Raw genomic sequence first — 23,574 nt, forward strand, 5'->3', positions numbered from 1 at the left:
TCAATCGACCCATTCCGCCCACAATACGGTCAGCACCGTCATTAATGCCGGACCGACGAACAGCCCGAGCAGCCCGAACGTCTCCGCGCCGCCCAGGATGCCGAACAGCACCAGCAGGAACGGCAGCCGCGCGGAACTGCCGATCAACACCGGCCGCACGAAATGCTCGGCGACGAACGCCACCACGAAACCGAATACCGCCAGGCCGATCGCCCAGCCTACCGCGCCCTGGGCGAACAGCCACAATGCCGCACCGCAAAATACGACTGGCGCGCAAAACGGCAGCATCGCCGCGATAGCCGTCACGAGCCCGAGCAGCGCCGCGTGCGGCAAACCGGCAAGTGCATAGGCGATGCCGAGCAGCACACCTTCGCCGAAACCGACGACGACGAGCCCCGTCACCGTCCCATAAACCGCCGCGGCCATTCGCTTGAGCAGCGCGGCGCCGTTCTCGCCGAATGCGCGTTGCACGCCCGTCAGCAGCGCGCCCGACAGGCGCGGCCCCGCCTGAAAGATCACGAACAGCGTAACCAACATGAAGCCGAACAGCATCGCCGCGTGCGCGAGCCGCGAACCGAAATGCCGGCCGAACGTCATCACTGCGCCGCCGTCGACGCCCTTGACCGCGGTCGCCGGATGCAACGGCTGGGCCAGATGCGCCTGCCACCAGGCGCGCGCCTGCTGCGCGCCGAACGGCAAATGCGACAGCGCATCCGGCGCCGGAATGCCGGTCTCTTGAACGCGATGCAGCCACCCGAACAGCTCATGGCTCTGATCGACCGCCTCGGCAAGCCCTACCGCGATTGGCACGACGACGAGCAGTGCAACGGCCGTCGTCAGCGCCGTCGCGACCAGTGTCGTGCGGCCGTGAAACCAGCGGTACGTATCGATGCGGCGCAGTGCCGGCCACAGCGCGATCGCGACCACGCCTGCCCATGCGATCGCGGGAATGAAATCGCGGATCACCCACAATGCAAGCGCGACGAGCGCCGTATACAACGCACCGAGTGCGATCGACTGCCGGCTCGGGCGGCCGGGAGAATCCGGGGCAACGCTAGCGTTTTGAACCATGAGGATGCCTGAAAGAAGAAGGGCTCGATGTCAGCGAAGCCCTCATCTTAATGGACGCGCGCGGCCCAGCCGGTGCGATGGGCAACCGTCGCGCCAGTCGGCGGCGCCGATGGCGGGATATCGATCAGCCAGCGCAACCGCGGCACTTCGCCGCCGATTCCGCTGCCGTGCAACATCGCGGATGAATTCCGCCAGCCTTGTGCGCGGCAGTTTCCATCATGGAGATTTTCGTGATGCGCGGACGGCATAGCGCGCAAGCCATGCCGTCCGCCGCCCCACCCATGGCATTGCGCTGCGCTCTTGCCCGGCTTGCCGGCCGTGCGCGCCGAAACACGTATGCCCCGCCGCCGGCCGAGCAGTCGCTCAGCCGCTCAGGCCACGCGATAACGTTCGAGCCAGTGTGCGTAAGGCGCGGGCAGCGTCCACGACGGCCGCTCGGCGCCAAGTTCGCGCGCCGCGCGATACGGCCAATGCGGGTCGGCCAGATGCGCGCGCCCGACCATGACGAGATCGAGCTGGCCGTTCGCCACGACACGCTCCGCGAGTTCGGGCGTATCGATTCCCCATGCCGAGGCGACCGGAATCTGCGCTTCGCGGCGGACCCGCTGCGCAACCGGCGCGAGAAAGGCCGGCGCCCATGGAATGTTCGCCTCCGGCGTCGAGAAACCAATCGAAACGCTTAGCATGTCGAGCCCTTCGCGCTTCAGACTTTTCGTCAGCTCGATCGATTCGGCAAGCGTTTCGTCGTCACGACCGTCGTACTCGATCACGCCGAAACGCGCGGTCAGCGGCAGACGCTCCGGCCAGACCTCGCGCACCGCCGCGAGCGTCTCGACGAGAAAGCGTCCGCGATTTTCCGCCGAGCCGCCGTATGCGTCGTCGCGGCGGTTGGCATGCACCGAGAAAAAGCTCTGCGCGAGATAACCATGCGCGAAATGCAGCTCGAGCCATTCGAAGCCCGCGTCGCGCGCACGCTTCGCCGCCGCGACATAATCGGCCTGGACGCGCGCGATATCGTCGAGCGTCATCGCGCGCGGCACCTTCGGCAGATGTGCGCCGAACGGCACCGCTGACGGTGCGATCGTCTGCCAGCCGCGCGGATCGCCATCGGGAATATGATCGTCGCCTTCCCACGGGCGGTTCGCGCTCGCCTTACGGCCCGCGTGAGCCAACTGAATGCCCGGCACCGCGCCCGCGGCTTTGATCGCGTCGACCGAGCGCGCAAACGCCTGTGCCTGCGCGTCGTTCCAGAGGCCCGCGCATCCCGGCGTGATCCGGCCTTCGGGCGACACCGCCGTCGCCTCGGCGATCACCAGCCCCGCGCCGCCCCGCGCAAGGCTCGCGAGGTGCACGTGATGCCACTCGGTGACGACGCCTTCGTCGGCAACGTACTGGCACATCGGCGGAACGGCGATGCGGTTGCGCAACTTGATGTCTTTCAGTTGAAACGGTTCGAACAATGCGGGCATGTAATGCTCCTATTTGCTGCGGGTTACAGTGGATGCGACGGCTACCGGTCAGTTACACGAATGATGCACGAGCCTATTAGACCGGTCGTCTTAAAAATCATAAAAAATACGATTCGCGGGGCCCTCGTTGTGCAGTCCAGCGTGGACGCCGGGCGCAATGCCCAGGCTATGGCAGCCCCACGCCGACGTAACGAACCGTGATGATATCGATAAATTAGACCGGTCGTCTAGAAACCATAGAAGAAGCAGGACTTTCGGGCAAGCAGCGGGCCGTTGATCGTAAGGATTCCATGCTTCTACGTTGATCTGCCTGACCGGCTCGGCTCCCCGCTCCCACCAACCAAAGCGGCGTCGCACACGTTTTCCCCAGGGCGCGATCAACGGATCGGCTGCCAGCCGCCGACCGGCTCGCCTCTTCTTCCTCCTCGCAGGCCTTCATCGATGCGCGTCGTGCGGCATGCAGCCGCTTTCCTGCGCGGGGCTGCATGCCGATGACGGCAAAATCGATCGCGTCAATCCCTGTTCGGATCAGATGACGTGCCAGTGATCTTCAGCAAACGGGCGCTTGCGGTTGCGCCCATAACGGGCATGCTCGGTAAAGGTACGTGCGCTATGCGCTTTCGGTCGTGCTGGCCAGGCCACGCGGTTTTGTCTATCGATGCAGCCGCAGCCACTTCCGCCACGGCGCGCATTCGACATGCTTATTCAGACATCATTGATAGGCCGGCAGCCCCGTTTTCAAAATACTCGTCGCCGAGGCGTTGTAATAAGTCATCGCAATGATCTTCGACACATGCGTAGACGCCGCGCTGCCGATCGGGATATTCACCGTCACGACCTTCCCCGACGAATCTATGCAAGTGTAATAGCCTGGCGCATTGCTGACGGCATAAGTTTTCTGCGAAACAGTACCGTCATCGTATGTCGTTTGAATTGCACAGCCGGTCGCGACAACCGCCATTGAAAATTTTGGCGTCCACGTGAGCGATGCCGACGAAGTCGTTATCTGCCAAGGTTTCAGTCCGTTGAAGGCAAGTTGAATAGCATAGCTGTTGGTCGAATCGACCTATTGACGGGAGCAACCGCCTTTATCAAGGCAGTCGAGACTGGCGAACCCGCGCGGGCATCTCCACAACTGGCCAAGACCACCAGCATGGGGGCCATTGCACAGATCCTCAATTGAAGCCGGGCATATGTTGCCAGGGTAACCACGAGTTGCTGTTTCATTTTCTCGCTCCTTGCGATCGAATTTTATTTTTCCGTTCACATTTTTATTGATTGAAGCAAGAGCATATTCAAGCAACCCAGGTTTATCGAAAGGCAATTTTTTATTTTATTAGCAGACGGCTTATTCTATTTTTAATTACCGAACAGGATCGACCATAATTCAAAAAATCAACGGGCCAACCACACTGCGCCTTTAATAATTCCGGAATAGCGCTCCAATATAAGGGACTTGATCGGACTGGTTAATTGAACAACGCATCGCCGTGTCCGGCACAAGCCCGCCCGCCCCGCATTTCTAGCATTTGCCAAACACGCCCGTCACGGGCGCAACCGCAAGCGCCCGCTCGTTGAAGGTCACCGGCACGCCATGCGCGCCCAATCTGGAATTGGCGCGGTCGATCTTCCAGCCATCGACACGCAGCCCCGCACGGGAAAGCGACCGCATCGCCGCACGGGGCACGTCGATGACGATCCGCGTGGACGCACCGGGCAGCAAGTTTAGATAGTTGTCGCTATAAAACGCAGGCAAGATGCGCTGGCCGCTCGATTGATCGAATAGCTGCAGGTGCGTCATGAGCGCGATCGTGCGGCCGATATTTTTCACATCGGCGGTGATGCGCGCGGTGCCATCGTCCACTTCCGCCGCCGATGCGCGGATCGCGAGAGCGGCCGGCGGCATCGTATCGAGCGATGCGTAAGCGGCGTCCTGCCCGTTCCTTTGACACCAGTAGAGATTTTCGGCAAGCGTCGAGCCGATCGCATCGTGCAGCGCAAGCGTCACGATGCAAACGTCCGACGTGGCCGACGCAATCTGTGCGCGAAGATTCGCAACGATCCGATAGGACGCGGGCGCAGCGTGCCCATCGCTCCATGCGGCTTTGCCGCTCGGAGTGCCGTCGAGGTTGTACACGCGCGTCTCGACACGCCCCGATACCGCGCTCGCGGTATGGTTGGCGATCGTGACGTCGAACGTGTTCGCATCGAGAATCACGTTGACGCGCCGGCAAGCGCGCCGGACGGCAAAGAACGACGAGTGCTGCTCAAGGTCGTGGCTGTACATCTGCCAGACGAAACTCGGCTGCGCAGGATTCGTCATCCACATGATCACGCCTGTCGCGGGCGACGTGACCTTGCCGGTTGCCGGCCCGATCATCACGGCGGCGTTCGCCTCATAGATCGACTTGATGCATTCGTAGTTCATCATCTGCGACTTGCGGACGAAATCGGCAAGATTTCGAATTTCGCCGTAGCGCGCGCCCGTCGTCGCGATGTATCCCGCGCCGCCTTGCAGCCCCACCTGGGCGTAATAGGCGCCATTGCCGTTGATGTCGCGATCCGCCCAGAAATCGTCGGGACATTCCCACGAAGATGGCGGCAGCATGGCTTCGACGCATTCCAGCGTCGGAATCGAATGCGAGCCGACTTCGTTATGGAACGCAACCTGCGATGCGCCGTAGCCGCGCCCGAAGGCAGCGCGCGGCGCTTCCCAGTTGTACGGGCCGCCGGACGAGTAGCCGTTCACCGCGCCGGCGCCGGTATCGCCCGCCGAACTCGTCAGGCACAGGCGCCTGGGGTCCAACTCCGTCACCAACGCGTCGAGACCGCTGACGAGTGCGGGCGGCGGCGAGCCTTCATTGCCGCCGCACCACAGCAGGATCGACGGATGGTTGCGGTAATGAACGATGACGTCCCGGATGTTGTCGAGATCGCGCATCACGTTTTCCGCCGCGGGCCCTTCGGTCGAGTAGAAAAAATCCTGCCATACCAGGATGCCGTAGGCGTCGCATGCATCGAAGAAATCGCGGCTCGTGCTCTGGCCGTTCCAGTTGCGAATCAGATTCAGGTTCGCGTCGCGATGCAGCCTGACTTGATGAAACAGCCGCTCGCGCGGGATTCGCTTGAGCGCCTCGTCGAGCCCCCAGTTGCCGCCCATCACGAGAATCGGCAGTTTGTTGACGGTGATGCTCAACTGCGGACCGAAGCCGATGTCACGCGCGTACTCGATGCGCCGCAGCCCGACGTTCACGGTTCGCTCGTCGGAGATCCGCCCTCGCCATTCGATGGCGACCGACACCGCATAGAGATGCGGCTCGCCATATCCATTAGGCCACCAAAGCTTTGGATTCGACAGCGTGAGTGCCGGTATCTCGGCGGGCGTCAGCGAGAACGTCACCGGCTGATCGGCAGCCTCAACGATGATCGTGCGCCTGAATGCGATGTCGTTGCCGATCTTGCCGATCAGCACCGCAGCGACGGATTGGCCGGTGCGGTTATCGAGCGATACGTCGAGCCGCAGCGTCGCCTGGCTCAAGTCGTCGGACAGCACGCTGTCGACCCGCACATCGGCGATCCGCACCGCGCCCGTCGTGAACCACGACACCGGCTGCCAGATGCCGAGGTTGCGGTCGGGAATCGTCGGCAGCCAATCCCATCCGGCGCAGCAGAAGAACGTCGGACCGTTTTTCAGTGTGACGCCGCTCGGGCCGCCATTGCGCCCGCCGCGCGTCACGCCGCTCGAATAGCTGGGCTTCAGCGGCCTTTCCGAGAAATCGAGCTTGATCACGCAAACCGCCAAATAGGCAGTTCCGCCCGCTGCCGAGACAAGCTCGGTGACGTCGAAATAGCCGTGCTTGAATGCGCCCTCGAGCGTGCCGACGAACGCGCCGTTGAGCCAGATGGCCGCCCTGTAATTGACCCCGTCGAAACGCAGCCACAGACGTTGCCCCGGTCGCAGCGCGGGCGTGATGAACGTCGTGCGATACCAGTAGTCGGTATCTTTCAGCGTGTCGGGAATCGTGTCGGTCACGATCCTGCCGTATAGCGGGTCGGGATATTTTCCGTTGGCGATCATGCTGCTCAACGCAGTGCCCGGCACCGTCGCGGCCGACATGCGCGCCATGCCGCCGGCGCTCGCGAGCCGCGCGCCGTTGAGGCCGGGGCAGTCCGACGCGGCGGCGAATGTCCATCGCCCGGAGATTTCACCCGATGCTGCAAGATTCGTCGGCGACGTCGCCGGAATCTCGTCCGGCGGGCTATCTGCGGGATTTCCGCGCGCGTTGCCGGCCAGGCGTTCCGGCGTCGCGGCCGGATCGCCTGCGCCGTCGTTGCAGGCGGCCAACCAGCCGCTGCCGATCAGCGCAGCGCTGCGCACCAGAAATTTGCGGCGTTGTGTCGATTTCATCGCTCTCGCTCGTGCTCACGCTCCCACCGCCGAAGCCAACGCACGTCCGGCATCGGGCCCGCATCCGGCCGAATACCGCGTGCGCATGCTTGCCCCGCCCCGCATCGGCGTCAGCGCGTTCGCCCCGCGTCCGGCGGAGCGCCGGCGGTCATGCGTGCATAGTCCGCATTCGCTCCGGACGGCGGCGTCAGACTGTCCGCGGCCGCCCAATCGGTCGGCCCAGGCGACAACGCGTAACGCAACGTCCCGCCATTCGCGATCGAACCCAGCGGCAACCACGAGCCCGCGTAATCGGCGCCGTTGAGCTTCAGCGAGCGGACGAACCGCTGCGATGCGCGGCCCGTTTCGTCGACGGCCGGCTGGTCGGTCTCGATGCGCAACTTCTTGCCGTCGCCGAACCAGACTGTCATGCCGCCGAATTGCGGCGTCGACAACGCCAGCCCGGCCTCCGACGGAATCACGGGAAACATGCCGAGGGCCGCCCACACATACCAGCTCGACGTCGCGCCCATGTCGTCGTTGCCCGGCAGGCCGTCGCGCGCGGTCGAAAACGCTTTGCTCATCACGATCGGGATCACGTATTGCGCCGCGCTCGGCGCGCCCGCCCAGTTATAGGCCCACGGCGCTTGAAACGACGGCTCGTTGCCGATGTAGTAGCCGTTCGAGCTTTCGCCGCCGTTCAGTTGCGCGGAGCCGGGCGTGACCGAAAGCGCCGTATCGATCGAAAACAGCTTGTTCAGCCGCGTGACGGCGGCGGCCTTGCCGCCGATCGCATGGATCAGCGCCGTCCAATCGTGAGCGAAACTCCAGAAGTAGTTGGGTTCGGTCGACTCGTGAAACGAGCCTGCGGTCAACGGCCCCAGCGTGCCGGGCACGGAGCCGGGTGGCGGCGCCGCGCGGGCGGCGAGCGTTTTGCTGGCCGGATCGTAGATGTTGGTCCACCATGACGCCCGTCTGAACAGCGAGTCGATATCGGCTTGCGTCACCTGGACCGACGGATCGGCCAGCACGCTCGCCGGCAGCGCTTGCAGGAATGCGGCAGCGGAACGGTCGCTATTGATGCGCTCGATCTGCTCGGATGAAGGATGTCCGGAATTCGCACTCGTGTAGTAATGCGCTGTCAAATAGGCGGTCAGATTCGGCGCACTCGCATTGTCATTGCAGGCACTTGCCGGATTGAACGCCGACTGCTTCATCAAACGCGCGGCAGCCACCACGTCGAAATGCGTTGCGCCAAACTTGTACGCGCCTGCCATCACGTTCAGCGCGTTGTCGCCCGCCATCGGCGTCGAATCGTCGCTCGCATCGACCCAGTGCGGAAATGCACCGCACTGCAGCGCGTCCACCGTCAGCGATTGCATCATGTCGCCGGATTCGCGCGGCGCGAGCCATGCCAGCAACTGTGCCTGCGAACGGTAAGTATCCCAAAGCGAAAATCCCGTGTAATGCGTGCGGTACGATCCCGGCTTGCCGTCCATCTGGCGATAACGATAGTCCGCTACGTTGACGGTATCGCGAACGGGAACCGAGCCCGCCGGGTCCCGCTTCGGATAACTGCCGCCGACCTTCGGCTGGCGCATGCTGCGAAAATCGCCGTTGACGTCGCTATAGACAGTCGGCGAGCCGAACACGTGGTAAAGCGCGGTATAAAACTTGGTCAGATTGTCGCGTTGCGCGCCGGTCAGCTTGGCGGGGGCCGCCGCTTGATCGATCTGCACGGCGTTCAGCCGGTCGTTCCATGCGAGCGACGCCCGCTTCCTCACGTCGTCGAATGACGCGTTCGCATTTTCCGCTTGCAGGTTGCGTTTCGCGTTGTCGATGCTGACAGCCGAAATGCCGATTTTCATGTGAACGATCTTGTCCGCGTCGGTCAAGTCAAATTGCAGGATTGCCGCGCCGTTGCTCGCAGTATTGAGCCGAGACGAACCCGGTTGCGCGCGCAACGGCTTGTCGAAAGTCGCATGGAAGTACACCGGTGAATTCCAGGGCGTGCCATAGGGCGTGCAGAACGCGGGAGCCACGCTTTGGCCGGATATCGATTTGCCGTCGCGGCCCACGGTCAACGCAACGTTGGACGAAGAGATCGGCGTCGCGCCCGATGCATCGCTGTTGCCGTTAAGCGTCGTGTCGATTGATAAAAACCCCTTGTTCTTGTCGGTGTAGCGAATGCGCGCGCTGCCGGTTCGCGCGGTCGCACTCAACTCGACCATGATGCCGGTGTCGAGCTTGACCTTGTAGTAGCCCGGCTCCGCGGCCTCGTTGCGATAGCTGTAGCCTGCGCCGGAGGGGCCCCACGCGCCCATGATCGGAGCGCCGTTGTCGTTCGGCAGCATGGCGACCGTTCCCTGGCCTGGGCAGCCGACGCCGGACAGATGTGTCATGCTGAAAAAATCGATGGTTCCGTTTGCCGACGACGCGGCAGAGAGATAACCGCCCGATCCGTTGAAATCGTGGCGCGGCGTGTTCGGTCCGAAAGTCACCATGCCGAACGGCACTTTGGCGCCGGGGTTGACATTGCCCGCGTATCCGCTGTCTCCGGATACGGCAGTGCCGATCAACGGATTCACGTATTGAGTCAACGCCAAGTCGACCCGCTCAGGCTTTGCCGACTGTTGCCGGTACATCGCCGCCGTTGACGATTCCGTTGAAACCGATCCCGGCGACAGGATGCCGGCAACAGACGGCCCGCCCGTTACCGTGTCGTCCCCGCCGCACGCGGCAAGCGCCGCACCGGCCAGCGCGGCAACAATTGACGATCGAAGATGCTTCATCTTTTATTTAGGATTTCAAATGTAGCGATCGATTCCATGCCGAGATGGTTGCAATACCGGCGTGGCCGAAAAGGATGAGCCGTTCGGAAAACTCGTGAACGCACGGCCCTCGGAATGTTTTGGTGGCAGTATTGGTTTCCCGGAATCGGCCGGGCAATCTGGGAAAACCCTGCCACGCTTCAGTTTAGCTTTTGCGCGGACATGTTTCGTGTCCGCGCGCACACCTGAACATACGAGGCTTGCCAAAAAGAGCTTGCACGGTAAGTTCGATCGAACGCGAAGGCGCGGCCGTTTTCGACGCCGGCCTCTCTTGTTCGCACTGGCGAAAATCCCCGCTCCCGAGCGCTTTGTCTCGGCACCGCCATCCGCCCTCATGCATTCGTCACGGGGTGTTTAGCTTGTTTAAGTAATTGCAATCACGCGATTTCCTTGACAGCTCCGCCACGAATCCCATAGTTTGCAAACAACCCGACACGCAGATGTCGTTCGCCGTCGAATCCATCTGCGTTTACGGCCGATTCGATTAGTCAGGAATGCGATTTTTTATCTCGACTCTGCCGCTCGACCGGCGAGCGGCCACATGAACGCGAATGCGTGCGGCGATAGTTCCGGTATGCCCATGCGACCATTCACGAGGACGACTCATGCGACGAAGCAATCATGCCGCACTGGCGGTATTGGCCGCGAGCTTGCTGCTCGCCGGCTGCAACGGCGATGACGGCACAGCGTCGCCGGCCGTCTTGAACGCCGCGAACAATCGGGCGGACGCCGAGACTTCCGCACCCGCCGCGCCCGGCGAGGCAGTGCGCGCATCCGCGAACGCAAGCGATGTAGCCGAAGAGCGTAACGTGCAGATGGCGCTCACCCAGTACGTCAACCCGTTCATCGGCACAGCCAACGCCAGCGTGCGGGCAACCGACCCCGTGCCGGCAGGCGAGCGCGGTGGCACATTCCCCGGCGCCACCACGCCGTTCGGCATGGTGCAATGGTCGCCGATGACGCCCAGCATCAAGCCCGGCGGCGGCAAGGATACGCCGGTCGGCTATGTCTACACCGAGAACACCATCATCGGCTTTCCGCTGACTCAGATGAGCGGCTCGGGATGCGACGGCAACTCGGGCGAACTGCCGATCATGCCGACCTTCGATCCGGCTGCCGTGGCGTCGAATCTCGTCAAGCCGGTCGCGAACTTCAAGCACGAGAACGAGACCGCATCGCCGGGCTACTATCGCGTCGTCCTGAACGACGGCATCAAGGCCGAGCTGACCGCCACCACGCGCACCGGCTTCGGGCGCTTCACCTTTCCCGCCAACACGCAGCCGGCTACGCTCGTGATCGATGCGACGCGCACCAACACCAAACCGTCCACCCAAGGCAGCATCGGCTACAGCGGCAATGACGCACTGTCGGGTTCGACCGTCGGCGGCGGCTTCTGCGGAGCGCGCAACTACACGGTCTACTTCTACATCCAGTTCGATCGCAACATCGACAAGTCCGCCACCGACCTCGGCAAGGGCAATGCGAAAGTGCGCTTCGCCGCGAAGCCCGGCCCGGTTCTGATGAAAGTGGCGCTGTCATACGTCAGCGTCGCCAACGCGAAGCAGAACCTGGACGCGGAGAATCCGGCGAAAAACTGGGACTTCGACGGCGTGCGCAAAGCCGCCGACCAAACATGGAACAACCGCTTGAACACGATCCAGGTAAGCGGTGGCTCGATGCTCGACAAGCGCAAGTTCTATACGGCGCTGTATCACTCGATGCTGTCGCCGAATGTCAACAGTGACGTCAATGGCGAATACATCGGCTTCGATCAGAAGATTCATCGCGTCACGGGCAACCGCACGCAATACGTCAACTACTCGAACTGGGACACCTACCGCAGCCTGATGCCGCTGCTCGGCATGCTGTTCCCGCGCGAGACGAGCGATATGCTTCAATCGCTCGTCACCGATGCCGAACAGTGCGGCGCGATTCCGCGCTGGTCGCCGATCAACGTCGACCAGGGCATCATGCCCGGCGACTCCGGCGTGCCCGTCGTCGTCGGCGGTTACGCGTTCGGCGCGACCCGGTTCGATACCGCGAGCGCGCTGAAGTACATGAAGCTGGCCGGCAACAAGCGGGTCGTGCGCTGCGGCAGCACGATTCCGCGCGACGGCGACGACCGCATGAACGACCACCTGACGCGCGGCTACGTCTCGCTCGACCGCGGCTGGTGGGCGGGCTCGCTTACGCCGGAATTCAGCACGGTCGATTTCGCGATCGCGTCATTCGCAAAATCGCTGGGCGACGAAACCGCGTATCGCCAGTTCCTCGCGCGCGCCGCGCAATGGAAAAACATGTACAACGTGCAACAAAAGCAGATTCTGCCGCGCTATGACGACGGCTCATGGAATCTGTCGCCGGTGGCGAACCAAGACATGGTGGAGGGCAACGCCGAGCAATACACGTGGATGATGACGCACGACACGCGCGAACTCTTCGCGCTGTCGGGCGGCAACGACGCCGTCGTCAAGCGGCTGGACGCCTATTTCTCGAACCTGAACGCGGGCATGTCGCCGCCGCACTTCTATATCGGCAACGAGCCGAGCTTTTCGTCGCCGTGGCTCTACAACTGGGCCGGCGCCCCGTGGCGAACGCAAAAGGTGGTGCGCGACATCATCAACGGCAACGCAGACGAGAGGATCGATCCGGTATTCAACGACGGGCCGGGCGGCCTGCCCGGCAACGACGATCTCGGCGCGGTCTCGTCGTGGTACGTATGGGCCGCGCTCGGCGCGTACCCGGCCATCCAGTCGGTCGGCGGGCTCGCGCTGCATTCGCCCGTGTTCGACAAGGCCGTCGTGCGCTGGGCCGACGGCCACAAGCAACTCATCATCAACACGACCGGCAACGGCGCGCAATCGCGCTACATCCAAAGCGCGGCGCTCAACGGCGCCGCACTCGACGCACCGTGGGTCTGGCTGAAGGACGATCTGCGCAAGGTGGCGCGACTCGACATCGCATTGGGCAGCGCGCCGTCGCAGTGGGGCGCGGCGGCGGCGGGACGGTTGCCGTCTTATGGCCTCGACGGCTTCGTGAGCATCGGCGACGCGCTGAACAACGTCGGCACGGGTGCGAGAGGCTCGACGCCGGAGCAGGCCGCCGAAGGCAATACGTTCGACGGATCGGGCGCGCGCTATTCTCGGGATGCGCTCGCAGCGATCGGCGTGCGGCCGAACTCGCGGCTGACGCTGAACGGCTTGACGTTCGCTTGGCCTGACAGTAAAGCCGGGCTCGACAACATGATCGTCCAGGGCCAAACGATCACCTTCGCCACGCCGGTACGCGGCAAATCGCTGTCGCTGCTCGGCAGCGCGAGCAACGGGCCATCCACCGGCAAGCTGGTGGTGACCTATGCCGACGGCACCCAAGCCACGCTCGAGCTGACCTTCGACGACTGGACCTTGAACGGCGGCAGCCGGCAGCCCGGCCCTTACAATACCGTCGTGCTGACGACGCCCACGCGTCTTCGAATGGACGGCACCGAAGACGGCGTGCCGGCCAAAGTGTTCCAGTGGACGCAGCCGCTCGATCCGGCGCGGCCCGTAAAAAGCGTGACGTTCCCTTATCAGGTCGATCGGGGACGCCAGCACGTGTTTGCGATGACGGTGGGCGGCTGACGGTTCGATCCGCCCGCCGGGCACGGGCCGGGTGCGTGACGCCGGCCCGGCCTGATGCGCGGGGGGCGAGCCCCTGCGCCTTCCGAACATCGGCCGGGCTGCGCTCCAATGAAACCCAGGGCCCGGTAACCGCCGTTGCGCCTGTGCGCCCATCGCGCAGCGGCCCGCTCCACAGACGACAAGCACGCCGTCGCCCCGCCTCTCTTGCGCCGCGAACACGGCAGCCGGCCCGATCACGACACGGGCTTAGCCGGCCGTCGCGAGACGCCGCGCGCGAATAAAACGAAGGTCCGCGAACGCCGCCGCTCCAGCAACGGCAGCCGCTCGCACATCGTCGATTTCCCAATTCGCCGGCCTCGCCGTCGCCAGAGTGTAAACTTCTGCCTTTTTTCCTCACTCGCGACATGGAGCAAGTCCCGCAGCGAAGCGCGCTCAGCGGACCCATGCTGATTCGCCTACTCGCTCGCCTGGCGGAAATCGACGTTTCCGAGCCCCGGCAACCGTTGTCCGACCGGCTGAGCCAATGGCTCGGCTGGACCGATGCGATCACGCTGTCGTCGGCACTGAACGTCAAGCCGCCGGCCACGGCCGATCACGCTCGACCCGCCGCCGGCGCCGGAAGTAACGCCGAGCGTCTGTGCGCGCGCGCGCGTGCGTCGTTGGCCGATGTGATCGGCGGCACGGCCGACGCCAAGCGCGATCGCGCGCAGCCGCATCACGCGATCGCGCGGGATGCGGCCGCCGCCGCGCCCGCCACCGCCGATTACGCGGAATTCCGCCAGCACTATCTGTCGATGCAACAGGTCATGCAGACGGATATCGGCACCTTGCGCGCGCGCTTGAGAAGCATGCTGGCCACGGCCACGCCACGCCTCGCCCGGCTCGCCGCACTGGACGCGGCCATGGAACAGGCGCTCGGCACGCGCGAACAAAAACTGCTGACGTGCGTGCCCGCATTGCTCGGCACGTACTTCGCACGGCTGCGCGATGCCGAGCAGCAGGCGCTCGCGGCCGACGCTCCGGCTTCGCAAAGCAGCCCGCCCGTCGCGGCGGGCGCGTGGCTCGACACGTTCCGCCACGACATGCAGCGCGTGCTGCTCGCCGAGCTGGATATTCGTTTTCAACCGGTCGAGGGCTTGCTCGCGGCCCTTCGCACCCGCTAACTGGAACATCATGTCCAGACATCGCTTCAACTTCAATCTCGTCGTCTTTCTGGCCGGTCTGGCCATCGTCTGCTGGATCGCTGCCGGCTACGCCGGCTCGAACCTGCTCGCCCTCGCCGTCACTGCGTTGATTGGCTCCTGCTATCTGGCAGGCGCATTCGAGCTGCACCGCTATCGGCAAGCGACAACCACGCTGTCGCAAGCGCTCGACGGCCTGTCCGAGCCACCGCCCGCGCTCGGCGCATGGCTCGAACGGCTGCATCCGAGCCTGCGCGGTGCGGTGCGCCTGCGCATCGAAGGCGAGCGCGCCGCGCTGCCCGGGCCTGCGTTGACGCCCTACCTCGTCGGCCTATTGGTGCTGCTCGGCATGCTCGGCACGCTGCTCGGCATGGTCGCGACGCTGCGCGGCACCGGCGCGGCACTCGAAAGCGCAACGAACCTACAGGCAGTGCGCGCGTCGCTGGCGGCGCCCGTCAACGGGCTTGGTTTCGCGTTCGGCACATCGATCGCGGGCGTCGCGACGTCGGCGATGCTCGGGTTGCTGTCCGCACTGTGCAAGCGCGAACGGCTCGTCGCCGCGCAGACGCTCGACGGTAAGATCGCCACGGCGTTGCACGTCTACTCGCACGCGTATCGGCGCGACGAAACCATCAGATTGCTGCAACGGCAAGCCGAAGCAATGCCGGTTCTCGCCGAGCGGCTGCAAGCGATGATGGCGGCCGTCGAGCAACGCAGCGTCGACGCAAGCGAGCGTCAGCTCGCCAGTCAGCAAGCCTTCCTGAGTCATGCGCAAACCGCTTATGCACATCTTGCGTCGTCGGTTGCGCAATCGTTGAAGGACAGCGCCACGCAAAGCGCGCGTGTTGCCGGCGATGCATTTCAGCCGGTCATCGAAGCAACGATGGCGGGTCTTGCCCGCGAAGCGGCATCGCTGCACGACAGCGTCTCGCATGCCGTCCAACGGCAATTGGACAGCCTGTCGAGCGGTTTCGGCGCGGCGGCCGCGGCCGCCGCGCAAGTCTGGAACGATGCGCTCGTCGAGCATCGGCGCACGAACGAAGCACTCGTGCAACATCTGCGCTCGGCGCTCGATCGCTTCGCGGAAACCTTCGATCAGCGCTCGGCCAGCCTGCTCGAGAACGTTTCGGCACGCGTCGAAACCACGGCGGACGCGGTATCGGCAACGTGCGACGATGCGCTCGCCCGGCAAGCCGACCTCAACGAGCAGTTAGCCCAGCGCAATCAGCGTGCGCTCGAAACCGCTGCGGCAACCTTCGAGCAGCATTGCGCATCACTGCTGCACACGCTCGGACAGTCGCATGCCGATTGGCACGCCGAATTGAAATCGCAAGACCAGCAACGGCTGACGGCCTGGACCGACGCGCTCGGCGAGATGGCCGCCAAGCTGCGCAGCGAATGGGAAAAAGCCGGCGCGCACACCGCCAGCCGGCAGCAGGCAATCTGCGACACGCTCGCGCAAACCGCCCGTGACATCTCGGCGCAAACGCAAGCGCACGCGCGCGACACGATCGCCGAAATCTCGCAGCTCGCACAAGCCGCGGCACAGGCGCCGAAGGCCGCGGCCGCCGTCATCGCCGAGTTGCGCGAGCGGCTGTCCGACAGCCTGGCCCGCGACACGGCGATGCTCGACGAGCGCGGCCGCCTGCTCGCGACGCTGGAGACGCTGCTCGACGCGGTAAACCACACGTGCACCGATCAGCGCACGGCGATCGACGCGTTGATCTCGACGTCAGCGAATCTGCTCGAACGCGTCGGCGGCCGCTTCGCCGATCAAGTCGAAGCCGAAACCGGCAAGCTGACCGTGGCCGCCGCGCAAGTTGCCGCAGGCGCTGTCGACGTGGCGAGCCTCGGCGATGCGTTCGGCGCGGCAGTCCAATTGTTCGGACAGTCGAACGACAAGCTGCTCGCCCATCTGGAACGCATCGAGGCCGCGCTCGACAAATCCGTCGCGCGCAGCGACGAGCAACTCGCTTATTACGTCGCGCAAGCCCGGGAAGTCGTCGATCTCAGCATGCTGGCGCAAAAGCAGATCATCGAGGATCTGCAACGGCTCGCGAACCAGCGGGCATCGGCCGGAGCCGAAACGGCATGAGCGACGAAATCGACGACGGCGCGCAATCGGGCGCGCCGATCTGGGCGGCCTTCGGCGATCTGATGTCGGTGCTGCTCGGCGCCTTCATGCTGATCCTGGTCAGCGTCATCGGCGTGCAGCTGGAGTTGTCGTCGAGGCTCGACGACGCGCTCAAGCAGCGCCAGATGGAAGCGCAGCGCCGCCAGACGCTCGAGCAGGCGCTCGCGGGCCCGCTTGCGGCCGGACGCGTGACGCTCGTCAACGGCCGCATCGGCATCAGCGGCAGCGTGCTGTTCGCGCTGAATTCCGATCAGTTGCAGCCCGAAGGGCGCGATCTGCTGAAGAGCCTCGCCGGGCCGCTGTCCGCTTACTTGAAAACGCATGACGAAATCCTGATGGTCAGCGGTTTCGCCGACGATCAGCTAGTGCATGCGGGCAACCGCCGATTCGCCGACAACTGGGAGCTGTCGGCGCAACGCGCATTGACCGTGACGCGCGCGTTCATCAGCGAAGGCGTACCGTCGTCGTCGGTGTTCGTCGCAGCGTTCGGCTCCGAGCAGCCGGTGAGTGCGAATACGAGCGACGAAGGCCGCGCCAAGAACCGGCGCGTCGAGATTGCGCCCGTGCCGAGGGCAACGGCTTCCGGCGGTGAGCATCGTGAATAGCGTCGGCGCGCGTGCGCAAGCAATGCTCGACGCGTGGCGCGAGTGCGGTGCCGATCGGCTGGACCCGGTGCGCTTTCGCTTCATCGCCGCGCTGCATCGGCGCGCGGCGAACCATAGCGGTGAGGCGCGCCGCCTGCTGGACGAGAAGTTATCCGAAGCATTGTCGTCCTATGCGAATGCGGTGGAACGACACGCCGCGTCCATCGGCGGCGGGACCGCTCGAACCTCGCCGTCTGCAGCGGCGCATCCGCCCGCACGCGGCGAGTTGGGCCGGCTGATCGACGCCATCGCCGCGCGGCATACGGCGCCGGATGACGATCGCGACCCGGCCCATCACGCATTGCACCCGCGTCATGCTTACCCGGAACTCGAGATGCTCGGCGCATTCCGCCAGATCTGGTCGAAACTCAGCACCGACAGGCAGTTGCGGCAATCGTTGAATCAAGTGCCGAAAAACGCCGGACCGCTCAATTCGAGCAGCCTTGTGCATCGCTCGCTTTTGTCGATGCGCGAGCTGTCTCCGGGGTATTTACAGCAGTTCCTGTCGTATGTGGATGCGCTCGCCTGGGTCGAGCACATGACCGGCGACAACGCAGCGGCGGGCAACGACGCGCCACGCGCCGCCAATAGCAAAAAACAGAAAAACCGTTCACGCGAGCGTTAGTGCCCGCCGGCCGATGCAGCGCCGCAATGCACGCAAGCGCAGCTTATATAAAAACGGGCGACGGCGCACGGCTCGCGCAAGCCGGCCCAAGAACGAACGAGACGTGAGAGCCATTGCATGTGTGCGCCATCAAAGCCGCTTGCGATGAACGATCACCGACGCCACCGAGGCATGCGCGTTGCCGCCTCGGCCAACCCCGCACCCTCACCCCCGGCTTTCGAGCCAATGCAGACTGAACAGCCGCGCGGGGTCGACCCAAACTGCCGCCGGCTGGAATCCCGCTGCCCTCGCCTGTTCGCGAAACCCGTCGACCGTGAACTTGTGCGAATTCTCGGTATGCAACGTCTCGCCCTCGTCGAACCGGAACGCAGTACCGGCTACGCGCACCGTTTGCGCGCGCCGGCTGACGAGATGCATCTCGATGCGCTGATGCTCGGCATCGTAAAACGCTCGATGCGCCCACGCATCGAGTGCGAAATCCGCACCCAGCTCCGCGTTCGCTCGCTTGAGCAGATTCAGATTGAACGCCGCCGTCACGCCTGCGGAATCGTTGTATGCGCGATGCAGGATCGCCACGTCTTTCACCAGATCGACGCCGATCAGCAGCCCGCCGCCCGCCAGCAACACGGCCATGCGCCGCAGAAACGACGCGGCCTCGTCCGGCGAGAAATTGCCGATCGTCGAGCCGAGAAAACAGCCGACGCGGCGCCCCGGCAGTTGCTCGATCACGCTCAATTGTTCGGCATGCAGATAATCGGCGACAACCGGCCGCACGTCGAGCCACGGATAAGCGTCGCGTAATGCGGCCGACGCATGCGCGAGATGATCGGCCGAAATATCGACGGGTAGATACCGCACGGGCGGATTGGACGCGGCGCATGCATCGAGCAGAACGCGGACCTTCGAGAGCGATCCCGCGCCGAACTCGATCAGATTCGCGTCGCGGCCTATGCGCTCGGCAATCTCACTTGCGCTACGCTTCAGGATCGCGAGTTCGGTGCGAGTCGGATAGTATTCCGGCAACTCGCAGATCCGATCGAACAACGCGGAGCCCGCCACGTCATAGAAATACTTCGGCGCGATGCTGCGCGGCCAGCTACGCAATCCGGCCAGCAGATCGCGGCCGAACGCGCTCGTGCGCATCGCACTGTGCGCCGCGTGCGCGGCATCGTCGATCGGTTCAGTGATCTCTCGCAAGGCGTACCCCCGTGAATTGCCAGCGCGCGGCCGGCGCGAAAAAGTTGCGGTATGTCGCACGCGCATGGCCCGGCGGCGTCGCGATGCTGCTGCCGCGCAGCACCTGCTGCCCGACCATGAATTTGCCGTTGTATTCGGCCGCGATGCCCGCCAGCGGCTTGAAGCCCGGATACGGCTCATATGACGAGCGCGTCCATTGCCACACGTGCCCGGTCATCTGTTCGATGCCTGGCGCGTCGAATGCCGCCTCCCATTCGAATTCGGTCGGCAGCCGCGCGCCTGCCCATTGCGCATACGCGGCCGCTTCGTAGAAGCTCAGATGCGACACCGGCGCGTCATGCGCAAGCGGCCGCAGGCCGTCGAGCCCGAACTCGCGCCAGCCGAGCCCCTCGCCCGCGTCCGCCGCGATCCAGTACAGCGGCGCCTTCCATGCGTCGCGCTGAACCAGCGCCCAGCCATCGGAAAGCCAAAGCTCCGCGCGAGCATAGCCGCCGTCCTCGATGAATGCCGCGTACTCGCCATTCGTCACGAGCCGCTCGGCAATCTCGTATGGCTGCAGAATCACCGCATGGCGCGGCCGTTCGTTGTCGAACGAAAAGCCGCGGCTGTCATGGCCGATTTCGACGATGCCTCCCGGCCGCACGATCCAGCGCGCCGCGCGGTTCGCGCGCGCGGGCGCATCGGCGGGCACGGTGCCGGCGTCGCTGCGGTACGCGGGCAATAGCGGGTTAAGCGAAAATGCGTGAAGGATATCGGTCAGCATCAGTTCTTGATGCTGCTGCTCGTGGTGCAGACCGAGCGTGATCTCCGGCTCGATCGCGAACAGCGACGACGCGTCGGCGGTGCGCAACAACTCGAGCAGCGCGGCGTCGACGTAGCGGCGATAGCGGTGCACGTCGTCGAGCGACGGGCGCGACAACAGCCCGCGCTGCGGCCTCGCGTGACGCGGGCCGAGTGCTTCGTAATACGAATTGAAAAGGTAGGGATAGCGCGCATCGAACAGCTTGTAGCCGCGCGCATGGCGCGCCAGGATCACAGTCTCGAAAAACCACGTCGTATGCGCGAGATGCCATTTCGTCGGACTTGCGTCCGGCATCGACTGCAACGACTGATCCTCGGCCGACAGCGGCCTGGCCAGCTCGACGCTATACCGGCGCACATCGGCGAAGTCACGCTCGAGGCGGCGCGCGACGTCGCGCGCCGGTTCTTCATGGTTCGTCATTGCGTTGCGTCCCGACAGGATGATCCGGCTCGTGCACTGCACCGGCCAATGCGCTCAACGGAAAACATCTCAAAGAGAATAGGACATACCTGTGACATCGCCATGCCGCACGTGCAATCGGCACGTCTGACGCGGTGCGCGCCGGACGCCAGGGTGGCCGATGCGCGTCAGCCGATCGCGATCGAATCGACCCGGTCGGGATAGAACGCGAGATGGCCGGCGATCTGCTTGACGGCGTCGTGCGGTAATTCGTATGACCACACGGCGTCGACGCGCCTCCCGTCGCCATCGTCGACGCTGTAGTACGACGCGCTGCCCTTGTACGGGCAATAGCTCGCATGCGCGCTGCGCGCGAGCCGCGTCATGTCGACATCGTCGCGCGGAATGTATTGTACGGGCGGATACGCCGCCTCGCGCAGCGTCAACGCGTTGCGCGTATCGGCGAGCGGACGGCCGTTCACGGTGACGACAACCCGTGCGCCCGTTGCTTCGATCGTGATCGGATGATCCGGGCCGGGAATCTTGACGGCAAGGGTGTGCTCAGACATGACAACGCCTCCGGTTGCGAAACTCGTCGGACTTCGGCGTCATCGTATCCTGCTATGGCGCGCTCTGCGACAGGCCAGCCGCGAATTCCGATGCCGGAACCTTCGAACCATCGCCGCCACATTAACCGTTAGCTGCAGCGCGAGTGCCCGTAAAAAATTTACGTCAATTTTTACTAAAAAATCGATAAATACGTTAAATACAACCACACACATCAACATATCATAGCGCGTAACACTGGCTATCCCATCTCATACGGAAAATACGTATCTCGGGCACGTACCGGTGTTTCGGCAGCGCACTGCTGCCATGCACCTGCGGTTCGTTACCGCTTTTTTCTCTGTTTCGTCCATTCGCAGACATTTCCATGCCCCGCCCCATCGCCGCCCGCATCCATCCCAACGCGATCGCGCACAACCTCGCGCTCGTCCGCCAGAAAGCCCCCGCGTCGCGCGTGTGGGCGGTCGTCAAGGCAAACGCATATGGTCACGGCATCGAGCGCGTCTATCCGGCGCTCGATGCCGCCGATGGAATCGCACTGCTTGATCTCGACGAAGCGGTACGGGTGCGGGAACTCGGCTGGACGAAGCCCGTTCTGCTGCTCGAAGGAATTTTCGACGCGACGGATATCGAGATCGCCGACCGTTATCGCCTAACGGTTGCCGTGCACGGCCACGATCAATTGAACATGTTGACGGCGGCCAAGCCGAGCCGGCCGATCGACATCCAACTCAAGATGAATTCCGGAATGAACCGGCTCGGCTTCCGGCTCGACGCGTTCCGCGCCGCATGGGAGCGCGCGGCGGCTGCACCGTCGATCGGCAAGATCGCGCTGATGACGCATTTCGCGAACGCCGACGAAGGCGAGATCGACTGGCAAATACGCCTGTTCGATGCGGCGACAGCCGGCCTGCCCGGCGAGCGCACGCTGTCGAATTCGGCCGCGGTGCTGTGGCATCCGCGCGCGCATCGCGACTGGGTGCGCCCCGGCACGATTCTGTATGGCGCATCGCCCACGGGCGCGGTTCGCGATATCACCGACGTACCGCTGCGCGCGGCGATGACCGTCACAAGCCGCATCATCGGCGTGCAAACTGTCACGGCAGGCGAAACGGTCGGCTATGGCCGCCGCTTCACCGCCGAGCGCGAGATGCGCATCGGCGTCGTCGCTTGCGGCTACGCGGACGGGTATCCACGGCACGCGCCGACGGGTACGCCGATTGCTGTCGACGGCGTGCGCACGCAGGTGGTTGGGCGCGTTTCGATGGACATGCTGACCGTCGACCTGACGCCGTGCCCGACGGCCGGCGTCGGCTCGGCGGTCGAGCTGTGGGGCACGCAGGTTCGCGTCGACGAGGTGGCCGAAGCGGCGGGCACGATCGGCTACGAGCTGATGTGCGCGCTCGCGCGGCGGGTGCCGGTCGGAGTCGACCCGCTGGACGCAACCGCGCACCAACTAATCTGCGGCACGCGCACCGGAAGTTTCGGCCGATAGCCGCGACATCGCCGCGGCGCGCGCCCGCTCGCACCGGCAAAGCGCGGCGTCAAACCTGGCCGGGCGGCCTCGGCGGGCCACGCCGCGCGCTTACCGGCGCGGCGTCGAACATGCGGACATCGGCGCACAATGCCGCGACACAATCGCGGCGGCCCGGCCTTGGTTAATCGAAAGCCCGGTTCGGCGCATGCCGGCCGACGGCCTACCGCGTTCCGCCGCGGCCGCGAACCGTCACGAGCGCGCTCGCACATGCCAGCTCGCGGGCCGCTTCTCCAGAAATGCATCGATGCCCTCGCTCGTGTCCGCCTCCATCATATTGCGCGCCATCACGTCGGCCGCATACGCGTAAGCGTCGGCGAGCGGCATCTGCCGCTGCCGGTGGAACATCGCCTTGCCGTAGCGCACCGCTGCCGGACACTTCGACACGATCCGCTCGACCGTGCGCGCAACGGCCGCATCGAGCGCCTCCGCCGGCACCGCCTCGTTGACGAGCCCCCAGTCGCACGCCGTCGCGGCATCGATGAAGTGGCCGGTGACCAGCATGTCGAACGCGCGCTTCGTGCATACGTTACGGCTCAGCGCAACGGCGGGCGTCGAGCAGAACAGCCCGACGTCGATGCCGGACACCGCGAAGCGGGCAGTATCGGCCGCTATCGCAAGATCGCACGACGCGACGAGCTGGCAACCCGCCGCCGTCGCCACCCCGTGCACGCGCGCGACCACCGGCACGGGCAACGCCTGAATCGCCTGCATCACGCGGCTGCACCGGCCGAACAGGTCACGGTAATACTCGATATCCGGCCGACCGCGCATCTCGCGCAGATCATGCCCGGCGCAAAACGCGCGGCCCTGCGCAGCCAGCACGACGCAGCGCACGTGCGGATCGTCGGCCAGCGCGGCAAGTTCGTGCAGCAGCGCATCGATCAGCGCGTCCGACAGCGCGTTGAATTGAGCCGGCCGGTTCAATCGCAACGTCGTGACGCCATCGGCGTCGTCGCGCACGAGCGGCGGCAGCGACGGCGGTGGGCTGGGCGTGTCCATGTCGTCCTCCTGGATGGAATGTATGTTCGTTGCCAGGCAGATACGGGCCGATATGCGCCGATAACGGCCCATACGGGCAACAATTCCGCCCGGCGTCCTGCCACTGGCAAA

15 protein-coding genes are annotated in these 23,574 nt (G+C 64.4%); 6 read left to right on the forward strand and 9 right to left on the reverse strand.

From position 1 onward, the window contains the following. The 5 genes from BSIN_RS03965 to BSIN_RS03990 all read right to left on the reverse strand — a co-directional run bounded on the left by BSIN_RS03965 (position 1) and on the right by BSIN_RS03990 (position 9,719). Positions 1-1,071: an AI-2E family transporter gene (locus BSIN_RS03965; protein WP_069235694.1), complete on the reverse strand. Its 1,071-nt coding sequence runs from the start codon at positions 1,069-1,071 to the stop codon at positions 1-3. A gap of 371 nt (positions 1,072-1,442) precedes the next feature. Then, the gene (locus tag BSIN_RS03975) at positions 1,443-2,540 is read right to left on the reverse strand and encodes an NADH:flavin oxidoreductase/NADH oxidase (RefSeq protein WP_089339556.1); all 1,098 of its coding nucleotides are present in this window, start codon (positions 2,538-2,540) and stop codon (positions 1,443-1,445) included. Between the two features lie 712 nt (positions 2,541-3,252). Continuing rightward, a complete protein-coding gene (locus BSIN_RS03980) occupies positions 3,253-3,501 on the reverse strand; it encodes a hypothetical protein (protein ID WP_089339557.1) in 249 nt (82 codons plus the stop codon). Between the two features lie 561 nt (positions 3,502-4,062). Beyond that, on the reverse strand, positions 4,063-6,948 hold the full coding sequence (locus tag BSIN_RS03985) for a glycoside hydrolase family 2 protein (protein WP_089339558.1): 2,886 nt from the start codon (positions 6,946-6,948) through the stop codon (positions 4,063-4,065). A gap of 110 nt (positions 6,949-7,058) precedes the next feature. Further along, on the reverse strand, positions 7,059-9,719 hold the full coding sequence (locus BSIN_RS03990; protein ID WP_089339559.1) for a GH92 family glycosyl hydrolase: 2,661 nt from the start codon (positions 9,717-9,719) through the stop codon (positions 7,059-7,061). Positions 9,720-10,363: 644 nt separating this feature from the next. Between BSIN_RS03990 and BSIN_RS03995 the strand changes: the two genes are divergently transcribed. From BSIN_RS03995 to BSIN_RS04015, 5 genes are all read left to right on the forward strand, one after another. Then, positions 10,364-13,378: a GH92 family glycosyl hydrolase gene (locus tag BSIN_RS03995; RefSeq protein WP_089339560.1), complete on the forward strand. Its 3,015-nt coding sequence runs from the start codon at positions 10,364-10,366 to the stop codon at positions 13,376-13,378. Between the two features lie 443 nt (positions 13,379-13,821). Then, the gene (locus BSIN_RS04000) at positions 13,822-14,541 is read left to right on the forward strand and encodes a DUF3348 domain-containing protein (protein ID WP_256583607.1); all 720 of its coding nucleotides are present in this window, start codon (positions 13,822-13,824) and stop codon (positions 14,539-14,541) included. 10 nt (positions 14,542-14,551) lie between these two features. Then, positions 14,552-16,654, forward strand: a complete 2,103-nt coding sequence (locus BSIN_RS04005; RefSeq protein ID WP_089339562.1) for a DUF802 domain-containing protein — start codon at positions 14,552-14,554, stop codon at positions 16,652-16,654. Further along, the gene (locus tag BSIN_RS04010) at positions 16,651-17,298 is read left to right on the forward strand and encodes an OmpA family protein (protein WP_089339563.1); all 648 of its coding nucleotides are present in this window, start codon (positions 16,651-16,653) and stop codon (positions 17,296-17,298) included. Before BSIN_RS04005 ends, BSIN_RS04010 begins: the two co-directional genes overlap by 4 nt. After that, positions 17,291-17,962, forward strand: coding sequence for a DUF2894 domain-containing protein (locus BSIN_RS04015; protein WP_089339597.1), 672 nt, complete (start codon positions 17,291-17,293; stop codon positions 17,960-17,962). The genes BSIN_RS04010 and BSIN_RS04015 overlap by 8 nt, the downstream gene beginning before the upstream one ends. A gap of 204 nt (positions 17,963-18,166) precedes the next feature. On the opposite strand, the gene egtD is transcribed toward BSIN_RS04015, so the two are convergent. From egtD to BSIN_RS04030, 3 genes are all read right to left on the reverse strand, one after another. Next, positions 18,167-19,138, reverse strand: coding sequence for an L-histidine N(alpha)-methyltransferase (gene egtD, locus BSIN_RS04020; protein ID WP_089339598.1), 972 nt, complete (start codon positions 19,136-19,138; stop codon positions 18,167-18,169). Between the two features lie 4 nt (positions 19,139-19,142). Next, complete coding sequence (gene egtB, locus BSIN_RS04025; RefSeq protein ID WP_089339564.1) at positions 19,143-20,381, reverse strand: ergothioneine biosynthesis protein EgtB; 1,239 nt, start codon at positions 20,379-20,381, stop codon at positions 19,143-19,145. A 167-nt stretch (positions 20,382-20,548) separates the two neighbouring features. After that, positions 20,549-20,929, reverse strand: coding sequence for a DUF427 domain-containing protein (locus BSIN_RS04030; protein WP_059514630.1), 381 nt, complete (start codon positions 20,927-20,929; stop codon positions 20,549-20,551). 365 nt (positions 20,930-21,294) lie between these two features. Here BSIN_RS04030 and alr point away from each other — a divergent pair, with 365 nt between their 5' ends. Further along, complete coding sequence (gene alr / locus BSIN_RS04035) at positions 21,295-22,422, forward strand: alanine racemase (protein ID WP_089339565.1); 1,128 nt, start codon at positions 21,295-21,297, stop codon at positions 22,420-22,422. 231 nt (positions 22,423-22,653) lie between these two features. Here alr and BSIN_RS04040 read toward each other — a convergent pair whose 3' ends face one another. Then, positions 22,654-23,463 (reverse strand): enoyl-CoA hydratase, encoded by an 810-nt coding sequence (locus BSIN_RS04040; RefSeq protein ID WP_089339566.1) that lies wholly within the window; start codon positions 23,461-23,463, stop codon positions 22,654-22,656. Positions 23,464-23,574: the final 111 nt, after the last annotated feature.

This window comes from Burkholderia singularis (assembly GCF_900176645.1).
Classification (GTDB): domain Bacteria; phylum Pseudomonadota; class Gammaproteobacteria; order Burkholderiales; family Burkholderiaceae; genus Burkholderia; species Burkholderia singularis.